At 52.3% G+C, this 22,374-nt stretch carries 15 protein-coding genes; 10 read left to right on the plus strand and 5 right to left on the minus strand.

Annotated features, from left to right (window positions below):
• The first annotated feature begins 943 nt into the window (after nucleotides 1-943).
• The 10 genes from V3U24_05625 (at nucleotide 944) to V3U24_05670 (ending at nucleotide 15,278) form a co-directional block, all read left to right on the plus strand.
• The gene (locus V3U24_05625; GenBank protein MEE9166924.1) at nucleotides 944-1,546 is read left to right on the plus strand and encodes a nucleotidyltransferase family protein; all 603 of its coding nucleotides are present in this window, start codon (nucleotides 944-946) and stop codon (nucleotides 1,544-1,546) included.
• 1 nt (nucleotide 1,547) lies between these two features.
• On the plus strand, nucleotides 1,548-2,357 hold the full coding sequence (locus tag V3U24_05630; protein MEE9166925.1) for an XdhC family protein: 810 nt from the start codon (nucleotides 1,548-1,550) through the stop codon (nucleotides 2,355-2,357).
• 32 nt (nucleotides 2,358-2,389) lie between these two features.
• A complete protein-coding gene (locus V3U24_05635; GenBank protein ID MEE9166926.1) occupies nucleotides 2,390-5,158 on the plus strand; it encodes a T9SS type A sorting domain-containing protein in 2,769 nt (922 codons plus the stop codon).
• Between the two features lie 796 nt (nucleotides 5,159-5,954).
• Complete coding sequence (locus tag V3U24_05640) at nucleotides 5,955-6,566, plus strand: (2Fe-2S)-binding protein (GenBank protein MEE9166927.1); 612 nt, start codon at nucleotides 5,955-5,957, stop codon at nucleotides 6,564-6,566.
• Between the two features lie 14 nt (nucleotides 6,567-6,580).
• Nucleotides 6,581-8,701, plus strand: a complete 2,121-nt coding sequence (locus V3U24_05645) for a xanthine dehydrogenase family protein molybdopterin-binding subunit (GenBank protein ID MEE9166928.1) — start codon at nucleotides 6,581-6,583, stop codon at nucleotides 8,699-8,701.
• A complete protein-coding gene (locus tag V3U24_05650; protein ID MEE9166929.1) occupies nucleotides 8,698-9,702 on the plus strand; it encodes an FAD binding domain-containing protein in 1,005 nt (334 codons plus the stop codon). Before V3U24_05645 ends, V3U24_05650 begins: the two co-directional genes overlap by 4 nt.
• Nucleotides 9,703-9,916: 214 nt before the next feature.
• Entirely contained in the window at nucleotides 9,917-10,570 is a 654-nt protein-coding gene (locus V3U24_05655) for a hypothetical protein (protein MEE9166930.1), read from the plus strand.
• Between the two features lie 705 nt (nucleotides 10,571-11,275).
• Entirely contained in the window at nucleotides 11,276-12,718 is a 1,443-nt protein-coding gene (locus V3U24_05660; GenBank protein ID MEE9166931.1) for an FAD-linked oxidase C-terminal domain-containing protein, read from the plus strand.
• Complete coding sequence (locus V3U24_05665; GenBank protein MEE9166932.1) at nucleotides 12,709-13,971, plus strand: FAD-binding oxidoreductase; 1,263 nt, start codon at nucleotides 12,709-12,711, stop codon at nucleotides 13,969-13,971. The genes V3U24_05660 and V3U24_05665 overlap by 10 nt, the downstream gene beginning before the upstream one ends.
• Nucleotides 13,971-15,278 carry a (Fe-S)-binding protein gene (locus V3U24_05670; protein ID MEE9166933.1) on the plus strand — a complete coding sequence of 436 codons (1,308 nt, stop codon included), beginning with the start codon at nucleotides 13,971-13,973 and terminating at the stop codon, nucleotides 15,276-15,278. The genes V3U24_05665 and V3U24_05670 overlap by 1 nt, the downstream gene beginning before the upstream one ends.
• Nucleotides 15,279-15,575: 297 nt before the next feature.
• Here the strand turns inward: V3U24_05670 and V3U24_05675 are convergent, their stop codons facing one another.
• The 5 genes from V3U24_05675 to V3U24_05695 all read right to left on the minus strand — a co-directional run.
• On the minus strand, nucleotides 15,576-16,853 hold the full coding sequence (locus V3U24_05675) for an MFS transporter (GenBank protein ID MEE9166934.1): 1,278 nt from the start codon (nucleotides 16,851-16,853) through the stop codon (nucleotides 15,576-15,578).
• Between the two features lie 15 nt (nucleotides 16,854-16,868).
• On the minus strand, nucleotides 16,869-18,053 hold the full coding sequence (locus V3U24_05680) for a hypothetical protein (GenBank protein MEE9166935.1): 1,185 nt from the start codon (nucleotides 18,051-18,053) through the stop codon (nucleotides 16,869-16,871).
• Between the two features lie 148 nt (nucleotides 18,054-18,201).
• The gene (locus V3U24_05685; protein MEE9166936.1) at nucleotides 18,202-19,497 is read right to left on the minus strand and encodes a DUF1343 domain-containing protein; all 1,296 of its coding nucleotides are present in this window, start codon (nucleotides 19,495-19,497) and stop codon (nucleotides 18,202-18,204) included.
• Nucleotide 19,498: 1 nt separating this feature from the next.
• Nucleotides 19,499-20,929, minus strand: coding sequence for a sodium:solute symporter (locus V3U24_05690; protein MEE9166937.1), 1,431 nt, complete (start codon nucleotides 20,927-20,929; stop codon nucleotides 19,499-19,501).
• Nucleotides 20,930-20,968: 39 nt separating this feature from the next.
• Nucleotides 20,969-22,374: serine hydrolase (locus V3U24_05695; protein ID MEE9166938.1), on the minus strand; the 1,406-nt coding region annotated here is incomplete at its 5' end.

The following is a 22,374-nucleotide window of genomic DNA, read 5'->3' on the forward strand; positions in this document are numbered from 1 at the left end:
TCAGCAACTCGGGAGACAGGTCAGCCCATGATTTCTTCGAAACTTCCACCTTATTCAGATAAGCCATCACTTTTCCTTTCTGCTTCGACAAGAGGTGGCGAGGAAATTAGTCCAAATTCCGCGTAAGTAAAAAGGAGAAAGTCCCTCCTCCCTCATGCTGCGCGACTCACCGGAGATTAAAACTTAGTCTTGCACAACAAAATGAAGATGCGTAAACTCTATACGCCTTTTGTATGCAGTCCCTTACAAATTGAGAAAAGGAATTCCGGTGACAAATATGGAAACCGACGAGTTAGTGGAGAGCACGCCTGCTCCTCCTCCTACCATAATCTTCTGCCCTGCCTGCAACATCCCGTGGTCGGCGGACTATGAAGACTACTCCTGGATGAGAGATTCAGATCTTCTATTCTGCGCGTGTGGAGAAGTACTCTGCACTGTGGAAGAATTGAAAATTGACTATTAACAACTGCCTGGAAAACTGGAGAGATGGAGAATTGTTCCGTAGGAACTCCTTTGACCCGCAGGGTCTCCTGTGGAGGAGGAGAAATGATACGTGAAACGTAATTCGTGATGCGTGAGGTGAATTGACAATTGACGATTGAATATTGACTATTGTCTGTTGAAAACCAAAGCGAGAATGTTGGTAGACACTCCCGGTGACAAATGTCTGACTTCCAACCTCTAATGTCAAACGCTAACTGAAAGCTAATGGCTGACTGCTGATAGCTGACTGCTCTTTTATCTTTTATCTTTATACTTTTATCTTGAAACTTGGTTGCTGACTGCCAACCCGGTACTTGATTCTTGAGATCTTGGCTCTTCTTATCTTTTATCTTTATACTTTTATCTTTTATCTTGCTTCTTGCCGACTGACCAGGGTCCTCTTGTCTTTATATCCGTCCCGTGGTAAAATCTAACCGATGAAACCTGAGAGGCAACGGAGATGAAAGTAGCAGCAATCGTTCTTGCCGCCGGCAGTTCAGAGCGTCTACCCGAAAAGAATAAGCTGCTTCTTGAAATCTCTGGAATTCCAATGATAAAACTTGTCTGCGCCAGCGTGGAAGCCGCCGGGTATGATCCCATCATTGTGGTAACCGGCTACGAGCGAAGCCTGATTCGCTCAACCCTGAAAAGGAATCAGGTTCTTTTTGTCCACAATGATGCATGGGAAACCGGCATGTCCGGTTCAATTCGGACGGGAATAACAACCCTTCCCACAGAAGTGGATGGGTGCGCCATCGTTCTGGGAGACATGCCGCTCGTCAAGGTGGATACCCTTCGAACTCTAAGAGTGACATTTGACCGGAAAAAAGGAGCGAAAATAGTCTACCCGCTTTCAGGGAATCGCCAGGGGAATCCCGTCCTTTTCCCGAAAACCTATTTCACAGAGATAATGTCTATTTCGAGTGACCAAAGATGCAAGTCAATACTGAACCATCATATTGAGAGTGCGGTCCCGGTGGAGTTGATCTCAGACGATGTCCTTATTGACTGCGACACGCAGAGGGACTACCTTAGACTTCTCGAAAAAACGGAGCAGGATTAGCGTGTCGCGCCACAGAGACATATTCGTGAAGATGGCTGAACTTGAGGAAGCCGAAGAACCTTTTGCCGTGGCGACCATCATCAGTGTGAAAGGATCGTCCTCAGGAAGAATGGGTGACAAGGCAATATTCGGGAGCAGCGGAGAGAGAGTTGCCGGATGGATCGGGGGGGGTTGTGTTGAGAACCGTGTTGCCAGAACCACCGTTGAAACGTTGGCCGACGGTGAACCGAGAATCGTAAACATCGACCTGGATAGCGATCAAATGGGAATGGGTATCCCATGTGGAGGGAGTATGTCAATAATTGTGGAACCTCAATTGAAAACACCCACGATCCTCATTCGAGGAATGGGCCGCCTGGTGGAAGTGCTGGCCAGACTTGGAAAGCTGCTCAATTTCAGCGTGGTGGTGCAAACATCCAAAGAGGAAGCTTCGCGATTTCCGGAGACCATAAAGATTGTGACTGAACCTTTGGAGTTGGACGAGCTCGATTTTTCTGTGGACTTCCTCGTGCTGGCTACCCACCACCGTGACGACGATAAGCTTTCCCTGCAGGCTCTCAAGATGGGGGTGCCGTTCGTTGCCGTTGTAGCCAGCCGGAAGAAAACAGGCATTATTATGGAGTACCTGAAATCGAAAGGTGTCACTGACGAAGATCTTGACAGGTTTCATGCACCGGCCGGTCTCGATCTGAACGCAAAAACTCCTGAAGAAATCGCCCTGAGTATCATGTCGGAAATGGTGATGCACCGAAACTCCGGTTCGGGTGAACCCATGAGATCACAGACGGCGAAGAAACCAGCGACCCGGTAACATCCTGGCTCACCCGGTATGCCGCCAATTCCTTGAGACTGAGTTCCAAAAGTTATCCCCTGACCAGTATCCTCCTCGCTTCCTTGATCCTTTTCATGAGGGGGGATGAACAGCTCAAAGTTCAACCTCCGGATGGGATAGATGATGAGTCGAGGCGTAAAACGTCAACCCAAATGAAGAGGGCACGGTGGAACTATTTTTTTCGAATGCTGAAGGACCCCGCCACGAATCAAATACCTCATGGTATCCGCGAGAAAGAACTAGCCTTCGCCCGCACATTGAGGCGAACCTTCAGAGGAATTGAGGATACCTTGTTCACCTGGACTGAAGTGGGACCTACGGATGTGGGAGGAAGGACAAGGGCTCTGACAGTCGATGTTGCCAACTCAAATATCATCATGGCCGGCGGCGTTTCAGGAGGTATCTGGAAATCGACAGACGGAGGCGAATCGTGGGTTACAAAGAGCGATCCGTCACAGAGTTTGAGCGTTACTTCTCTGGCTCAAGATATCCGTCCGGGTCATACCAGTACCTGGTACTACACGACAGGAGAATTCGTGGGGAATTCCGCATCTGACCTGGGAAAAAGGTCCCCTTTCTTCGGAACCGGTCTGTACAAATCGATCGATAACGGCGAAACCTGGGAGCAAGTACCCGATCCCTGGGGCAGAAATCCCACATCGTGGGACAGTCCTCTTGACTTCGTGTCGAGAATTGTAATCAGTCCCACCACCGGCAGCGTCTTCCTGGCCAGTAACGGTATTGGCGTCTACCGTTCCACCGACCAGGGGAATACGTTCGACCTGGTTCTCGGCGGGATCAATGACCACTTTTACACCGATGTTGTTGTGGGATTCCAGGGGAAACTTGCAGCAGTCCTGTCCCAGTTCGGCCATAACTCGGACCCGGTCCACACCCCCGGTGTGTACAGATCCGTGGACGACGGCGACGAATGGACCGATATCACTCCTGCCAGCTTCCCTGACTCTCATGAGCGGAGCGTAATCGCCCTCGCACCATCGAACCCGGATATCCTCTATGTTCTCACTTTCACGGGCGACATTGACGACAATGAGCGTGACGACGTCCGGTTTCACAAAATCAATGTCTCCACGGAAGTATTCGAGGACCGGTCCAACAACCTGCCGGATTTTGGTGATGAAGGCTTTGTGCACACTCAACACAACTACAATATGGTCCTCGCCGTCAAACCGGATGACGAAGATTTCGTGATGATTGGGGCCACCAGCCTTTTCAGATCAAGAGATGGCTTCGCCACAAAGTCACAAGACATTTATGATACTTGGATCGGAGGCTACGAATCGGGTAACGCCCCCAACCATTATCCCAATTTGCATCCCGATCAGCACGTCATCGTTTTTGATCCTGCGGATGCAAAAAGGGTGTGGATCGGCCACGATGGCGGCCTGAGCGTTGCGTCAAATATCACGGCGTCTTCATCCTCCACGTTCTTTTTTCCATGGATAAACAAGAACAATGGCTACAATGTGGTCCAGTACTACACCATTGCAATTTCGGACGAGCCAGATGACCAGAGAATCATGGGTGGAACCCAGGATAACGGGACGCCCTTTTTCACCTGGGACGGAAACGATACAGGACCCTCCAGGGATATGAGCTCCGGCGACGGCGGTTTTGCCTACCTTGGCGATGAATTTGCCTACAGCTCGTCACACAACGGGCGTGTTCTTCGTCTGGATTATGACAGGTCCGGCCATCCATCCTTCGCCGCTGGTTGGACCGCGGTCACACCGGAAGGTGCGCAGGACAGACTTTTCATCACGCCATTTGCGGTGGATCCAAATGATGAGGAGGTGATGTATTATGCCGCTGGGAATACGCTCTGGCGGAACGATCAGCTCTCCGCCATTCCCCAGGGTAAAGATTCCACCTCCGTGGGGTGGTCCCCGCTGACGAACATCGCAATTCCTTCCGATTATCTCCTTTCCGCCATGAGGGTATCCCGCTACAACCCGAAACATCTGCTTTATTATGGTGCCAGCAGCTCCGTGGGACCTCCGAAACTGTACAGGCTTGAAGAAGCTCATACCGCGACCGAGGGTGAAGAGGATATTTCCATAGGGGACACTCCCGCTGGAGCTTACGTTCACGATATAGCCGTCAATCCTGTTGACGGTAACGAAATCCTTGTGGTGCTGTCGAACTACAACATTGTTGGACTCTATCACTCAAGCGACGGGGGAAGACTGTACGAATCCGTGGAGGGAAATCTAACGGGCAGTGGTGAGAAACCGGGCCCGTCCCTCCGTTCTGCGGCAATCCTGCCGGTAACTCAAGGAGTCATTTATCTCCTGGCAACGAGTACCGGTGTCTACTCCACGATGGAACTTGACGGGGCCAATACGCTTTGGAAACAGGAAGGAGAAAAAGAGCTGGGCAATGTCGTCGCCGCCAGGATAGAGGCCAGAACGTCAGACGGCGGGGCCGTCGTGGGAACGCACGGCCGGGGCGTGTTCATGGGCACTCTCAACACAGCGCTGCATGCGGGACTACCGTCGACTTTCTCGCTGGGTCATAACTTTCCCAATCCCTTTAACCGTGCCACGTCCATCCCTTACCATCTGCCCAAACCAGCCCATGTGAAGCTGACTATCTACAACGTGAAGGGACAGACGGTCGCATCTCTCGTGGAAGAGTTCAAACTGGCAGGTTCTCATGTGACATTCTGGGATGCGAAAAATGTAAGCTCAAGTGTATACTTTTACCGAATGGCCACTACAGATTTCTCGGAAACCAGAAAGTGCATTCTGGTGAAGTAGAATTCCCGTCCGGGAACACGACTTGGACCGGGGATTTATACAAAATCATGTGGATCTTGTCGCCACGTTCTCGTCGTGAAACTATCCAAACCGGATCTTCTTTCGCACTTTTCTCAGGCAGAAAAGTGCCAAAAGGCCTTCTGGCTAAAATTAATTTGGGCGGAGCTGCCTGCGCCTGTGGGAATCAATTAAACTCGCCCTCCCGACAAGTCGGGAGGACTCAGACAGCAATTGATTCTCTTCCACAGTCTTCACATCCTCCCTCTTGCCCAAATTATTTTGAGGCCGCTGATGGTGCCGATAGATCGGCCCCAAAAAGATAAAAATCGGTCTTAAAATCGTCCCACCGGTTCTCGTGGAGGCGGAGACACGGATCATCTCAAGATCGTTCGGAGAATCCATGACTGTGTGAGACAGCCAACAGGAGGGCGAGTTTCATGGATTCCCGTGGCTTCAGCCGACACAGGCGGGTCCCGCCCGGCCGGGATTCAGCCGTGATCTTTCTTGGTTCTTTTGGTATCTAGTCGAAGATCCCGACCCTTCGGGAACAAAAAGAACAAGAAGCAACCTTCCAAGTAACTACACTAATGAGAATGTGAGGCGTTCATGGCACGGTAGTTTCCGGGGCAATATTCAGATTGCACAATAGGAACAAGATTATACACCTTCCTTTGACTGGGGAAAATGTTGCATTCCAATCATATTCATGACATATTATTGGAGGCGCGAAACCCCACTTTCAGGAGCTCAGAACCTTTCCCGCAGATTCCCGATTGCATGGGGAGAGAGATGATCGATGAGCAAGGATAACCATTCCAAGGATCAGGGTTCTGGCCTGTCGCGCCGGGAATTCCTGAAAATTTCCGGTCTATCCCTTTCTGTCCCCCTCCTCACCGGTGGACGCACCCTCAAAATTTCCGGGGAGAATGTAACGGTCTACGGCCCAGGTAAGTCCCCTGTGGCACTCAGCGTTAACGGAAAGACGTATAAGGTTGAGCTGGAGCCTCGCGTTACCCTCCTTGATACACTTCGCCAGGAACTTGACCTCACGGGAGCCAAACGCGTCTGCGACGGGGGAACGTGCGGGGCCTGCACCGTGATTATAGACGGCAAACCTGTCTATTCATGCTCAATCCTTGCGATCGATGCTCAGGGCAAGGAGATAACCACAGTTGAAGCAATGATGGAAGGTGACCGCCTCCATCCCATACAACAGGCCTTCATTGACAATGATGCCCAGCAGTGTGGTTTCTGCACACCCGGCTTCGTCATGGCTGCCCAGGCCTTTCTTCGGGAGAAACCCCATCCTACCCCGGAGGAAGTCAAAACTGGTCTGGGTGGGAACCTGTGCCGGTGCGGAACCTATATGGGCATCCGGGCTGCCATTATGCAGGCGTCAAAGGGGTAAAGGAGGAGAACCCGGTGCCAGATTACCGGTGGCCTGAACGGGAAAAGCGAAGACTTATAGGCAAACGGATATCTCGCGTGGATGGACCTGCTAAAGTATCCGGGAAAGCGAAGTATACGTATGACGTAAAACGTCCCGGGATGCTCTACGGAAAAATCCTGCGGTGCCCGTACGCCCACGCGAAAATTTTGAGTATCGACGCCAGCAAAGCGGAGAGGATGCCCGGTGTCAAAGCGGTAAAGGTTATCCAGGATCCCGGCACGGAAATCTTCTGGGCTGGAGACGAAATTGTCGGTGTCGCTGCCGTGGATGAAACGACGGCCGATGACGCCATCAGGTCGATTGAGGTTCAGTACGAAGTCCTTCCCCATCTGGTTGTTGATTCCGATCCTTCACTCGCAGGCGACAGATTGAGGCCATCAGCTGAAGAAGTGAAGGGGAATCCGGAAAGGGCCTTCGAAGAATCGGATGTGACCGCTGAGGGAATTTACGGGACACCTGTCATTACCCATTGCTGTATGGAAAGTCATGGGTCCATTTCAGAGTGGAATGAGGACAAACTTCTCGTTCACATTTCCACACAGGCAGTTAGTTCCATTTCTGATGCGATGGCCGAAGCTCTGAAGATCCCCGCCGGAAATGTCCGGACGAAAATGGATCACATGGGTGGAGGATTCGGGAGCAAATTCGGTCCCGACCGTTGGGGGATCGAAACCGCCCGCATCTCCAGGCTGGCCGGGGGAAAGCCTGTCAAGATCATGCTTGAACGCGATGCCGAATTGACGGTGGCCGGTGCCCGGCCTTCCGCGTATGCTCGCGTCAAAGTGAGTGCCAGGAAGGACGGCACGATTCTCGCCTGGGACTCCGAGTCGTGGGGAACCGGAGGGATAGGCGGCGGTGGACGGCCACCTCTGCCGTATGTTTTCGATATCCCTCACCAACGCATCCGTCACATGTCTATCATTAACAATATCGGAAGCGCCAGGGCCTGGCGTGCGCCGAATCACCCCCAGGCCTGTCTCATTACTATGGGTGCGCTTGAAGATCTTGCGAACAAGCTCGAGATGGACCCTCTGGATCTTGTGTTGAAGAATATCGAATTGACGGGTCGGCGGTCAACCGTTTACGAGGAAGAATTTCTGAAAGCCGCCGAACTGATGGGATGGAAGGAAAAATGGCATCCTCGCGGCGATAAAACAAAGGGACCTGTCAAACGGGGTTTGGGACTTGCGCTGCACACCTGGGGCGGTCGTGGGCACGGAAGCAATTGTGATCTGACCATTCATCCCGACGGAACGACGGATATCAAGTTGGGGACACAGGACCTGGGAACGGGCACGAGAACCGTCATAACCATCACCGCCGCTGAAACACTTGGACTACCCATGAGCAGCATCAACCTGATGATTGGCGACAGCCTCTTCCCCGTGTCCGGTGCCTCGGGTGGTAGCACTACCGTTGGGGGCGTAAGTTCCTCAACACGCCGCGCGGCTCTGGACGCCCTCTCCCAATTGTTCGAAAAGGTCGCACCAGCTCTCAACGCAAAGCCTGGGGACCTCGAGGCCGTCAAAGGAAAGATTCAAGTGAGGAAAGACCCCAGCCGGAGCCTTACCTGGGTCGAGGCGTGCAAGAGCCTGGGAGGAACTCCCATCACTGTCAGGGGTCAGAATCCCGGTCCGGGGAGACTCGCAAGCAGCGGTGTCGGCGGAGTTCAGATGGCTGACGTCTCGGTAGATATTGAAACGGGTGTGGTAAAGATGAACAGAATGGTGGCCGTACAGGACTGCGGTCTCATTATTAACCCGAAGCTCGCTGAAAGCCAGTGCTACGGGGGCATGATCATGGGGATCGGGTACGCCCTTTACGAAGAAAAGATTATGGATCCTGCCTCCGGCAGAATGCTGAATCCCAATATGGAGTTCTACAAGTTGGCAGGAAACGGAGACATTGGAGAACTGGTTGTCCACATGATGAACAGCGACGAGCATGACGGCAGAGGCGTGATTGGATTGGGGGAACCGCCAGTGATTTCCCCGGGGGCCGCAATCTCAAATGCGGTGGCGAACGCCATTGGTGTTCGAGTTCCATTTCTTCCCCTCACCCCCAATCGAGTGTTGGAGGCTCTTGCCTCGTGAGACCTTTTGAATACGTTTCCCCAAAGACGCTGCCTCAGGCAGTGGAACTCCTGAGTGGTTCGTGGGGTGAAACGGAGATTCTGGCAGGTGGAACTGACTTGATTTCACTTTTGAAGGATGATATCGTGACTCCCAGGCGTCTCGTGAATATCAAAGAGATAAAAGAACTCGGGTATGTCCGTTATGACCAGAAGTCCGGCCTACGTCTGGGCGCCCTTGTTACCATTCAGGAAATCCTGGATGACCCAGGAATTCGGGTGGACTACCCGGCGATTGCCGAGGCTGCAGAAGGGATTCTTAGCCCTCAGGTGAGGAGCACAGGCACCCTGGGCGGTGAACTCTGCCAGCGACCGAGATGCTGGTACTTTCGCAACGGCTTCGGGCTCCTGGCTCTGGGGAAAAACGGTACCTCGACGGTTGTGGACGGTGACAATCGTTATCATGCTATCCTGGGGAATTCCGGACCGGCGTACTTCGTTAGTCCCTCCATTCTCGCCCCTCCGCTTCTTGCCCTTGGAGCCAGCGTGCAGGTAGTTGGACCCAAGGGGAAGCGTGAAATTGGCATCGGGCAATTCTTCCGGATACCCACGACGAAGGGAGAGCGCGAGTTTAATCTGAAACCCGGTGAGATAGTCACCGAGGTCACCGTTCCACCCCCCGACGGCGCGCTGAGTGCCACGTATGAGATACGTGAGCGACAGGTACTGGGCTGGCCATTGGCTACGGCTTCCGTCAATATCAAGATCCGTTCGAAAAAAGTCCGGTGGGCCCGCGTCGTTTTGGGCCATGTTGCCCCCATCCCCTGGGATTCGCCGGAAGCGGCAGAGACTCTCCAGGGGGAAAAAGTCGACACTGCTCTGGCTGAATCCTCAGGAGGCAACGCTGTAAAACATGCCGTAGATCTCGGTCGAAACGGCTATAAGATCCACCTTGCAAGCGTGGCCGTAAAAAGGGCCGTCCTCCAGGCTACGAGACGGGAGAGACATGAGAACAGAGTCTGATCGTTTCAACACGGAACGCGCCAACATCTGTTCCCACCTGTGCTGGAAAGGGAAATACGTTCCTTTCAACCTTGAGACCGCCCACCTTCCATCTGTCGACGGCCATTTCTGGTGCGCATTTACTCAGACATGTATAGGACCCGATGGTAACCTGGCTGAACCGGGAGAGTGTTCCTCACCTCTGCGGTCATGCCATGAAACTGGCGGCCCTTGAATGAGACTTCTCCTGGTTCTCCTTTTCCTGACGCAACCCTTCCCAGCGCCAGGGGAAAGAACGAAACTCGAGAAGATCGGTCCCTTATCCGACACGACTATTTTCCAGGAAGTCCGTGGTGCCTTGCAATCAGAAGGCTACCGGATTGTTGGTGAGGACGGCGGCGTGATCTGTGAAATCTGGTTGCGAGACGAGGTTCCAGTGAGCGATGCCTCTCGCGTGTTCGGGGTCATCTATCAGCAGCTTCATGAATCGGTCCTCGTGGGCGTCATGTCATTTCCTGAAGGGAGCAGCGATTATCGGGGACAGTCGATAAGATCAGGAGTCTACACGCTCAGATACGAGTTGCTCCGCAACGATGGCAACCATATGGGAGTAGCACCCGCGAGAGATTTCGTTCTGCTTCTTCCTGTCGAAACAGACACGTCAGTGACAGCCAGGTTAACATACGATGAGCTTGTTTCCCAAAGCAAGATGGTGACCGGAACGAATCATCCTGCCGTTTTCAGTCTCACCTACCCCGAGTTCGAGGACGAACTGCCCCGGGTCTATGAGGACTACGAGGGTCATCTCATATTCCTGCTGAATATGAAGACTCATAAGGGAGAACAGGTGCCCATCGCCCTCGTGATCGTAGGGGAAGCCGAACAGTAAGATTCCTTCTCTCCAACTGCACGTTTCCTTCCCGTCCTTTTCTTGCGCAAGAAAAGGACCAAAATCTCAAGATCCTGTGGAGAACCTGTCGCTGACGAAACATTCGGCCTAGTTCTCGATTCGCTCAAGGGATCAATTTAACTCGCCTCGATTGTTATCGGGGACTCAGACAGAAATTGATCTCCTTCCTTGAGCTCGCCTCGAACATTTCCCTGCCCACCCCTCCCGACTGGTCGGGGGGCAGGCCGGGAGGCCAAATGCTTCCAAGGCGACAACATATAAGACAAAGTCTCCCTCTTGGTGCCGGTTTAGCGGCGCCATGAGTGGCCATAAAACAATTCAGCCAGGATCCAGGCTTGGCAAGGGCGAGGATAAGAACCAATTGCTGTTTGAGTCCGGCAGCTGGAGGACGAGTTTAATTGGTTCCCGAGGCCGTAGACAAGCCCGGCTGAATTGTTTTCCAGGCCGAGCTTCTTTTCCAGCGCTTTTCTTACGATTAAGAAAAGCGTGAAAAAAATAACCTCCTATATCTAAAACCTACCTTCGGAAACTGGCGGAACGCCCATCTTGCTGGCCTTTTCCTGTTCCTGGGCTAGGAAAAGCACACGGAAGTTCTGGAAACCTAATGTCTTTGCGATCAGGGAGCATACGTGTTACCTTCGTTAGAATTCATCTGATCCTTCCCCGTTCCGTGGTTCCCTCGAAATGTTGAGCAAACTGACACCGCTCAAAGAAGATCTCACCAGAATACTCGAAAGCTCCCGCGTTGTCTCGGATCTCGTGGAACTGATTACCTACGAATGCGACGGTCTCACCATGAGCAAGAGTCTGCCCGATCTCGTCGTTTACCCGACATCGACGGAGGAAGTAGTGGGCATTGTCAAAGCCTGTGCAAATCGAGGTGTGCCGTTCCTGGCCAGGGGAGCCGGCACAGGGTTAAGTGGCGGTGCCGTGGCCACCCACGGCGGTGTCATTATTCAGATGTCCCTCATGAACCGGATACTGCGGATCGATCTTGAAGACGAGATTGCGGTAGTCCAACCCGGCACCGTGAATTTGCACCTGTCGGATGAAACGTTGTCCGCCGGGTACCATTTCGCTCCTGATCCCTCCAGCCAGAAAGCCTGCACAATTGGCGGGAATGTTGCCGAAAATGCTGGAGGTCCGCACACGCTGAAATATGGCGTCACGACGAACCACATCCTTGGAATGAAAGTGGTACTTCCTTCTGGGGAACTGCTTGAGCTTGGCGGCCCTTTCGGCGAGGCGACGGGCTATGATCTTACTGGACTATTCGTCGGGTCGGAGGGGACATTCGGAGTAATCACGGAAATAACCGTTCGACTCATACGAAATCCCGAGTCTCACAGGACATTCCTGGCCACTTTCGATTCCATTGAACAGGCGTGCAATGCGGTATCCGGGATTATTAGCTCCAGCATTATACCTGCAGCACTCGAGCTGATGGACAATCTAGTTATCCGGGCGATTGAGAGCCATCTCAAGGCTGGTTTTCCCACGGAAGCCGAAGCAATTCTGCTCATCGAGATAGACGGCATTGAGACGGTTCTTGAGGAGGAAGAAAAGGAAATCGAGAGAATCTGTCGAGCAGAAAGAGCGGTGAAAGTTCAACTCACAGGGTTGGAAGAAGAAAGACAACGTTTATGGCGAGGGAGAAAGGAAGCCATCGGCGCCCTTGGAAAGATAACCCCCGCATTCTATACGAACGACGGAGTTGTTCCGAGGTCGAAACTGCCCCGGATTCTAAGATCCGATGTTGAAATAGGAGAAAAGTACGGACTCAGAGTCGCTCATGTCTGTCACGCGGGAGACGGCAATATTCATCCTATCATCCTCTACAATCCAGATCACCCCAAAGAAGTGGAAGCTGCTCTGAGAATCTCAGAGGAAATTCTGAAGGAATGCGTTGATCTCGGCGGAGCCCTTACGGGAGAGCATGGAATAGGGGCAGAAAAGAAGGAATATTTTCATCTCATGTTTTCAGAGGATGACCAGAGTCAGATGATGCGTTTATGGGATCTGTTTAATCCCGAATCCCTCCTGAATCCGGAAAAGATCTTCCCCAACGGATCAAGATGCGGAGAGGTCGGTTTCAGCAGAAACCTGTCGGGGAGCGGATGGCTGTGACCGACGTTGAACTGCTCGAAAAAAAACTGGGCCAGGTCTTCTCGAATGACCAGCTTTCTCCCTCCAATTCTCATCTGTCAACCCACTTCACCGCTCACCCCGTCGAACCCGGACAGGTATCTGAACTGGTCAAATTGGCGGGAAAAGAAAAACTCACGCTTCTTCCCATCGGTGGAGCAACGAGACTCTACAAAGCGGGGAAGTCAATGGACGTGGCTGTGTCCCTCTCCAATCTTGCTCCCACAATGGAGCATTCGCCAGAAGATCTCACCGTTACCGTGGTCGCAGGCATGGCCTTCACCAGCGTTCAGGAAAAATTGCTAGAATCGGGTCAAATGATTCCATTGGATCCACCATCAACCACGCGTTCAACGATCGGAGGAATCGTTGCGGCGAATGCCTTCGGGCCCCGCCGGCACAGGTACGGATCTGCCAGGGACTGGGTAACGGAGACCGTGCTTGTAAACGACAGAGGAAGCGCCGTGAGATCGGGAGCAAAAGTTGTGAAAAACGTCAGTGGGTATGATCTCAACAAGCTTTACATAGGATCCAGAGGCACCCTCGGAATACTGCTGAATATTACTCTTAAACTGAATCCTGTACCTCAGAACAGAGTCTACTTCACCAGCCGGTTTCCTTCAGTTGAAAGTGCTCTTAACATGGCGAACCGCATTAGAAATCACTCACTGTCGGTGGAATCACTGACGATCATCAGTGGAGAATGGAGTCCTAATCCCGGCGAAGATTGGACACTGTTATTGGAACTTGGCGGTTCACAGCGGAGCCTCCAGAAACAGGAAACGATCGTCCACTCTTTCAGTGATGGATCAGGCCAGGACTTCATTCGTGCATCCGAAGACGAAACGCGCGTGATTCGGGAGCGGATAAATCGGGTAGACGGTTCCGACCGTTACCGGGTCAGGATTTCATTCAGCAAGAGACAGCTGAAGTCATTCCTGCAGACCGGGACGTTAAGAAAAACGGAGGCGGTGTCGGCCAAGATATTCCCCGGTATAGGTATTTGCTATGTTGAACTCCCGGGCAATTCTGATCGACCGGATCGGTGGTTGCGAGAAATCATCGGGGAGGTTCGATCCCGCGGGGGGTCGGCCGAATTCGAGTCACTGCCGGATGATGCACCATTCGAAAGATGGCCCCTGCTCCCCGCATCATTTCCCTGGATGAAGAAGATCAAGGAGGGCCTGGATCCTCAGGGTATTTTCGCCCCCGGCACATTTGTGGGAGGGATCTAGTGGAGCCGGACATAGTGTCAAATCCCCTGGCTCAAGTCTTTGGAGACGAAGAGAAGCGCCAGCTTTGGGAATGCACCCACTGCGGTTTCTGTCTTCCTGCCTGTCCCACCTATACCCTGAACGGAATGGAGGTGGATTCGCCCCGTGGCCGGCTGTACATGATGGAAGCGGCCATGAACGACCGCATCCCCATGACCGCCCCCTTCTTTGAACACATCAATTTCTGTCTCTCCTGCCTCGCCTGCGAAACGGCCTGTCCATCGGGAGTTGAATTTGGCCATCTTATGGAGAAGACACGGGCGACCGTAATGCACTACGAACCCCGATCCAGGGTGTCCAGATGGATGACATCTTTTCTTTTGACCCAGGTCGTCCCTTCGAACTACGCGCTGTCAGTTCTCACGAAACTGTTAGCAATCTATCAGCGGACCGGTGCACAATGGCTTGTGAGACAGACACCCCTGCACAGGCTCCTGTCCAGGCGACTACAAATCCTGGAGAGCTCAACGCCCGCAGCACCTCTGAGGTCCTTCTCGGGCGGAAAACGGCGAGTTTTCCACTCGCGCGGCGAGAAAAGAGGTGAAGTGGCCCTCTTCACGGGCTGCGTTATGAATCACCTCTTTCCTGACGTTCATCTGAGCACGATCCGACTCCTTACCTGGCATGGCTATGATGTGGTGGTGCCTGGGGGGCAGACATGCTGTGGGGCGCTTCACGTTCATGCGGGGGACAGCGAGACTGCGCATCGCCTGGCCGGAACCAACCTCTCTGTTTTCAGTGGCGCAACAGTCGATACCATTATCGTGAACGCGGCCGGATGCGGAGCACATCTGAAAAACTATACCAGGTTTCCAGGACACAACAATGCCGCCTCATTTGCCGGGAAGATTAAGGATTTGTCGGAATTCCTGGCAGGCGTTGACCTAGTCCTGCCGGGAAACTCCATGGATATGAGCGTCGTTTACGATGAAGCCTGTCATCTCGTTCATGGCCAGGGAATCTCAGAGGAGCCCAGAAAGTTGCTTGAAACTCTTCCGGGCGTGACGGTGCTTCCCTTAAAGGAAGCGGACAGATGCTGCGGGAGTGCCGGAAGCTATACTCTTACTCAGACGGATGCATCCCTGGAGCTGCTGGAAAGAAAAATGGATTTCATTGAAGCCGCCTCTCCTGATGCCGTGGTTACAGCGAACCCCGGCTGTCAGATCCAACTGGAATGGGGCATCCGGAGGCGTCATCTGAAAACCTCAGTTTTGCACTTTGCGAGTCTGCTGGACCGGGCCTACTGGAACGATTCAGGCTACTTATAACCTGTTTAATTGGCCGCGAAGAACGCTAAGAATCATACGGTTAAGTGCTCAGGTATTAACTTGTGAGAGTGGCAAAATGCTCGAATGTCTGGTTAGATGAACAGCCGAGATGCTCAGCCTGAAATCCTCTGCGTGTTTTAGCGCACTTAGCGGCTTCCTGGCTGCAAAAAAGAGCCCCGTCAAAACTGCCCTCGAGAAAGCCTTGTTCCTCTGAAGAGCACGCCTTATTAACGGGGCTCTTTATGAGAGTTTAACTTCTAAAACCAAACTTGTCAACACCCATTTTGCCGATTTTTTTCACTTGGCCAGATATTGACGGGCCATCCGTTCGCCCTCTTCAAAATCGACCTTTGAAAGAAAGATCGCGCCCGTTCCAAATAGAATCAGAATGGCCAGAATACCCAGCCGGGCGCTGTCCGTCAGCAGGGTAACCGTCCCCATCATTGCGGGTCCCAATACGGCGGCAAACTTCCCCAGCATATTGTAGAATCCAAAGAATTGGGCGGCTTTCTCCTCTGGAATGATCCGGAAATAGAGACTCCTGCTCAACGCCTGAATCCCTCCCTGAAAAAGTCCCACGACTACCGCCAACACATAGAAATGCCACTCGTCAGCCATGAAATAGGCCAGAATCGTAATAAAACTGTAAGCCAGAATGCCAACCATCACTGCCTGCTTCGTTCCTATCTTAGTGGCAAACCAGCCGTAGACCAGGGCTGCAGGGAAGGCCACAAACTGAACAACCAGCAAGGCAGTAAGTAAGACGCTGTTCGAAAAATTCAGCGATTTTCCATAATCCACAGCCATCTTGACAATGGTGTCTACCCCATCGATGTAAAACCAGTACGCAAGGAGGAACATGCCCACAACCTTGAGGTGCCGTATATGTAACAGGGTGTTCCTGAGCTGGCTCCATCCCAACGTGATAGCTTTTTTCAAGGGCACGGCACTGTATATTTTGGGTTCTTCTACAAAAATGAACACAGGAACAGAGAAGACTGCCCACCAGACAGCGACGGTGACAAAAGAGAGCTTAATGGCTACGGTGGAATCGGGAATCCCAAATGATTCAGGTCGCAGATACATAACGACATTCAGAAGGAAAAGAATTCCTCCACCCACATATCCCAGTGCGAATCCCAGGGAGGAGACCTGGTCAGCCTCACCCTTAGACGCTACTCCCGGAAGGAGCGAATCATAGAAAATATTTCCACCCGAAAAACCGACTGCTGCACCCACGTAGATGAGGACGGCCAGTTGCCAGAATCCCTGGTCGACCATCCAGAGCCCTCCTGTCATAACGATGCCCAGCAAAGCAAAGACAGCGAGAAACTTCTTCTTCGCCGTCCCGCGGTCCGCGATGGCGCCCAGCAAGGGAGCCAGAAGAGCAACGATGACAGCAGCAGCCGAATTTGCCATACCGAGATAGAAGGTACTTTCGGAAGGATTATCCGGGTTGGCCCAGTATTCTTTGAAAAAGATAGGGAAAAAGCCCGCCATCACGGTGGTGGCGAATGCGGAGTTGGCCCAGTCATACAACGCCCAACTCCAGATCATCTTCCTCTTTCCTTTCATATCAATTCAGACTCTTCACCACATTTGGTGATAAATGGATATGGACAACGAGTAGGCCAGAGTGCTCCAGGTGAATCGAGTCAGAAAAGGGACGTCGACCCTTGCCTCCACCTCAAAAGGGATCGGTCCTATCTTCTTCAAAGGATGATAGTTGTGGAAAAGAATGCTCGCGCTCTGGACAAGGCTTGAGGTCCTGGTACTGTAACCGAGACGCTCTTCGGTTTCCCCTTCCATCCACTCGTCCCAATCATCGCTTCCTGAATTGTAGCGGTCCCTTAGCTTGAATCGCCAGCTCTGTCCCGCGCTTACAGATAAACGATCCGGAACGATTTCAAGAAAACCGAAAATCGTGGCAGAAAGGACATCCCCGGGTTTGTGCCGGTACACTCTCCCCAGTCGTCCGAGTATGGCGTCGTGATCCAGAGTGTGGGTTTCCCGCGGCGTCACGCGGGTCCAGAAATTGTCCTCGATGTTCAGCCAGTACTGGATTTGCCAGTTGATTCGAGTCAACCGCCTCACTATTTGACGATAGAATTCGCCGAACAGTGAAAACTGCCATTGGGTAACACCCTTACCCAATGACAACTGGTTGAATTGAGAGGGGCGTCCCGTTGAATCCAGATCCGACGGATCGAACCGTCCGATGGTTCTACCGGTGGAAGCCTCCAATCCTACGCTGCCATAGACGGACAATATGGATTCTCCCGACCACGCCGGGGAACCGTAAAGAAGAACAATCAACGCCCATCGTATATCTCCCAGCCCGGAAGTCGACCTGTCCGGGTGATAGAAGTTCATCAACGAGTCGACAATCTGATCCGCGGTGAGACTGTCTTGGCCCGTTTCTTTCCAGCTCCATGTGTTGCTTACGGAGTACGTCGTGAAATATGGGATTTCCATGAGAAATGTAAGTCGTCTGGCAATGCCGTGTTCCAGGGCAAATGAGACTTCCCTCCGAACCCGCTCTCTTTGGGGATTGGTGATGTAGCCTGCAATCACCGAAGAATCAGCACCGTAAAAAGGAGCGCTCACTGTGAAGAATTCGTCGGGGAAACCTTTCTCCCCGCCTTTGCCAACCCACGTATCCGTGGATATAGACCGATGGAAAGAGATTCTCCAGACGTTTTCCGGCAGCGTAAAGTGAGTTTGACACAAAACCACAGAGCTCAGAGAGAAAAGAACAAATATGAGACAAATCATAGAAAGGCTTTTCAAATCAACTTCCACCAGTTATCGAGTGAATATGGACTGCATCATCTCCCGATGATGCTGAACCATCAGGAGATGGTTCACTCCATAAAACATATTCTCCGTTCTCTCCGTCCCGTTCACATCGGGATGTGATTAATCAATAAAGCAGGAACTTCTTGCGAAATTGACTGAACTTCATCACATCATGAGACCAGGTGGCGGGAAGCTTGAAAGGATCTCTTTCCTGAGCCAGGAAGATTCTCAAGTAATCATGACCATAAAGTTTATCCACGTAGGCCTCATCCTCCCACCGAAATCTTCGGGGGTAATGAGCCGATACAACAGACAATATGGTGGCGGCTGTGAGGATGGGAGAGAACTTCTCCCGGTCTGTAATGAGGATTCGAACGCCTCCACATTTCTCCCCGCGGTAGCGAGGGCGCGAAACAATGGTCGAGAGGGAATCAGGATTGAATACGGCCGGGGAGAATTCAACTCCTTCCAAACCCTTTCTCCTCAAGCTCTCGACAATTATCTTCTCTCGAATCCACGGGGCTCCGACCAGAAGATACGGGCTGTCTGTTCCCACGCCGCAAGACAGATTTGTTCCCTCGATAAGCCCCATTCCCATATATGCCAATAGAGTAGTCAGGTCCGGTATGTTCGTCGCCACATGTACCCAGGGGATACCCGTTTCATCCATCCACATCTCCCGCTTCCAGTTCACCATGGGCACAACGTTGAGTGCAACCCGGTCGCCCTGACGAATCCACCCCGATTCGTTGATCATGATCGAATATTCACCAACTGTGAGACCGTGACGGATGGGGACGAGATGATATCCCAGGTATGACTGATACTGTGAACGGACGATGGGTCCATCGATGACAATACCATTCATCGGATTCGGCCTGTCGAGGACCATAACAGCAATGTCAAGAAACGCTGCGATCTCCATGACCTTGGTCGCCGTCGTCATAAAACTGAAAAACCGTGTGCCCGGATCCTGGAAATCCACAAGGATGAGATCCACCTTCGCAAGATCGTTGATTTTCGGCCTCATTTCCCCTCCCCACAACCGCCTCACGGGGGCCCCGTGAAACGATTCGTAGCCCGCCTCTGCAACGGTGACCTCCTGAGTGGCGTTCGCCAGAAATCCGTGTTGCGGTGTAAAGATGACTTCTACCTGAATTTCTTCCCCCCGGGATGCAAGGAGATCGAGAAGATGAATACCTTCACGGTTTACCGATGTCTGATTCGTCAGGATCGCCAGATTCAAACCTGACAGCGGCTTGAACTGCATTTCTTGCAGGACATCCAGACCCGTGAAAACCCCGGGATAAAACTCGAGCTCCGGAACAGACGTAACGCTTGAGTTTTCAAAATCCTGTGATCTGCTCAAACCCGTTAGTATTAAAATAGCGGTAAATAGGTGAAACAGATGAATCGTCACTTTAGGCATCTCTTAGATCTTGGGACAGCCATTCGATCAATCGTGACACAATAATCATCGTCCCCATTCCCATTACCGTGAACCACGGCCAGGCGATTTCAGTGAGACCCCTGACGAGGCTTATGACGACCAGTGAGGAAACAAACCCGATCACAACGGAAGTTTGTCTGAAGCGGCGTTTCGCCCGTCCCAGCACGAAGAACCCAAGAAGTCCCCCATATGTGAATGAGGCGATTGTCAGCCCCACTTCAACAAGAGGACTTTTCTGAGAGGTAAAAAGAGAGGCACCACCGATAAGGACCAATGCCCAGAAAACCGAAAGGAGCCGGGACACGGCCAGATTGTACCTTTCGGGGCGTGCCGATTTGATCCAATCGGTTAGGGTCGATGAGGCAAGAGCGTTGATTGAGGAGCTGAGGGTCGACATGGCCGCTGAAAAGATTGCAGCAAGAATGAGACCGGTCAACCCGACGGGAATTGCCTCAACCATGAACTTTGAAAAGACTTCGTTGGAATTGATCTCCTCCCCCCCGTACAGCACCCAGAGACCAGAACCCAGTACCAGGAAAATGGCAAACTGAAAGAAGACCAGAAAGCCGCTTCCAATTAATGCTTTCCGCCCGGCAACCACATCACGTGCCGCCATCAGCCGTTGGACCATCAGGTGATCCGTACCGTGGGAGGCCATGGAGAGGAAAACTCCCCCCAGAACAGCGGTAATGAAGTGATAGGGATGAAAGAGGATGTCTCTTATTCCCCCGTGAATTGAAAGGTGAAATAGACGGAGTTTTCCGGCGGCGCCAGCAGACTGAAAAATGGCTCCCCAGCCGCCATCGACAAGGCTGTGAATGGTCATAAAGGCAACAAGAGCACCCACCAGATATATCCCAAACTGGATTGAATCGGCCCAGATGACGGACCGGATGCCGCCGACCAGGGTGTAAATCAAAGTAAATATGCCTATGACAAGAATTGAAAAGGGGTATGACCAGCCGGTAATGAGCGCCAGAGGAATTGCTGTCATGAACAGGCGAACACCATCGGCAAGAATGCGGGTAATAAGAAAAACCAGCGAGGTCAAGCGCTGGACTCCGGGTCCCCACCTGTTCAGAATGAATTCATAAGTCGATTCGATTCCCTGCTCGAAATAGTGTGGAAGTAGAAGTCTGGCAACGACCCATCTTCCGAGAATATACCCGATGGCGAGTTGCAGAAAGCCCAGATCGGACTGGTAAGCGATCCCCGGTACGCTCAAGAAAGTGAGCACGGAAGTTTCGGTGGCCACCACCGAGAGCATAATCATCCACCATGGGAGGTTTCTGTCCGCCAGGAAAAAACTCTGGGCCGAAGTTTGCTTTCGACCCGCCCAGAGGGCTATTCCGGTTACAACCGTCAGGTATGCAAAAAGGACGATGAAGTCGAGAGGGTGCATGCGCTATCCTGCGACGGGGTAATTGAAGGCCAACCGGGATCAGGGAACCAGGACTGCCTTCATGACGGCGCTATAGAACTGGCGGCGGACTTCATACATCCCCCCTCTTTCCCGGGTGGGATGTACCCTGTTTGTCAAAAGAATGACCGCGATTCTCCGATTGGGGTCAATCCAGAGCGACGTTCCCGTGAACCCGAGATGACCAAAAGAGCCGTCCGTGAAGTAGTCACCAGCCGAACTCAAGGAATCGGACGGCGTATCCCAACCCAATGCCCGTGTACTCCCAGGCGGAATGTCTTTCCTGTGGGTGAACTTGTCAACAGTAGCTTTCTTGAAATAACGCCGGCCTCCAAAGAGTCCCCCGTCCATCATCATCTGTGTATACTGGGCCAGATCGCTTGCGGTTGAGAAAAGTCCAGCATGTCCCGCCACGCCACCCAACCACCAGGCATTCTCATCATGAACGACGCCATGAACCACCCCTTTACGATAAACGGAGTCCACTTCTGTGGGAACAATTTCGGGCAGGTAACCGGACTCAGGCCGGTAAAACGTCCGCCGCATCCCGAGAGGCTGGTAGATCCAACTTCTGCTCAGGTCGTCCAATGTTCGCCCCGTTACTTTTTCTATGATGGAGCCCACGAGGATCATTCCGAGATCACTGTAGACGGTGCTGTCCCCGGGCGGGTATTCCAGCTCCATATCAATAATCGTCGGGACCACTTCGTCAGGGGGCACGCCTTGTTCGAAAAATCGGACATAGGGTGGAAGTCCCGACGAATGCGTCAACAGATGTTGAATGGTAACGTTTTCTTTGCCGTTACCCACAAACTGAGGAAAGAAATCGCGAACGGGCTCATCGACAGGAAGCAGTTTTTTCTCCACAAGGTTCATCACCAGCGGTGTGGTGGCAACAACCTTCGTCAGGGACGCAAGGTCATAGATAGTATTCTCTCGAACAACAGGCGATCCCGGATCATAGGTCTGCCTGCCTGTTTGGTAGGACCAGAGCAGTTCGCCCTCCTTTATGACCACTGTCTGGGCACCGGGAAAAATGGAATCTTCGATAGCCGATTCGAGGACTTCCTTTGCTTCCGAAAAATCAGGGACGGTTGCTGCCGGTGTGAGCATTTTTCGCCCCATCACAGTCATTCCATGCCCTAATCTGAACGCAGGACTGAGTTGCACAGGGAGTTTTCCCGTAATGGGAGCTACTCCGAATATCCCCCCGGCCATGGCATATTGAGACACACTTCCGTATCCATATCCACAGAGGTATGTCCCGATCTCATCAACGTCCTGCAGATAAGGACTGCCGAAAGATAGAGTGACCATGGGAATGCCCATATTCTGCAGGTGGGTAATCGTACCTCGATGGGATTCATCAATTGTTACCGTCCCAAGGTTCATTCTGACCCTGATCCACAGGGAACAAAGAATGAAGT

Source organism: Candidatus Neomarinimicrobiota bacterium, assembly GCA_036476315.1.
Lineage (GTDB): Bacteria > Fidelibacterota > Marinisomatia > Marinisomatales > S15-B10 > JAZGBI01.

Excerpts from the sequence above, each read along its gene's own strand:
- V3U24_05625 (MEE9166924.1), top strand. The coding sequence starts at position 944 with ATGAAAGTAGCAGCAATCGTTCTTGCCGCCGGCAGTTCAGAGCGTCTA.
- V3U24_05640 (MEE9166927.1), top strand. The coding sequence starts at position 5,955 with ATGAGCAAGGATAACCATTCCAAGGATCAGGGTTCTGGCCTGTCGCGC.
- V3U24_05655 (MEE9166930.1), top strand. The coding sequence starts at position 9,917 with ATGAGACTTCTCCTGGTTCTCCTTTTCCTGACGCAACCCTTCCCAGCG.
- V3U24_05660 (MEE9166931.1), top strand. The coding sequence starts at position 11,276 with ATGTTGAGCAAACTGACACCGCTCAAAGAAGATCTCACCAGAATACTC.
- V3U24_05665 (MEE9166932.1), top strand. The coding sequence starts at position 12,709 with ATGGCTGTGACCGACGTTGAACTGCTCGAAAAAAAACTGGGCCAGGTC.
- V3U24_05675 (MEE9166934.1), bottom strand. The coding sequence starts at position 16,853 with ATGAAAGGAAAGAGGAAGATGATCTGGAGTTGGGCGTTGTATGACTGG.
- V3U24_05680 (MEE9166935.1), bottom strand. The coding sequence starts at position 18,053 with ATGATTTGTCTCATATTTGTTCTTTTCTCTCTGAGCTCTGTGGTTTTG.
- V3U24_05690 (MEE9166937.1), bottom strand. The coding sequence starts at position 20,929 with ATGCACCCTCTCGACTTCATCGTCCTTTTTGCATACCTGACGGTTGTA.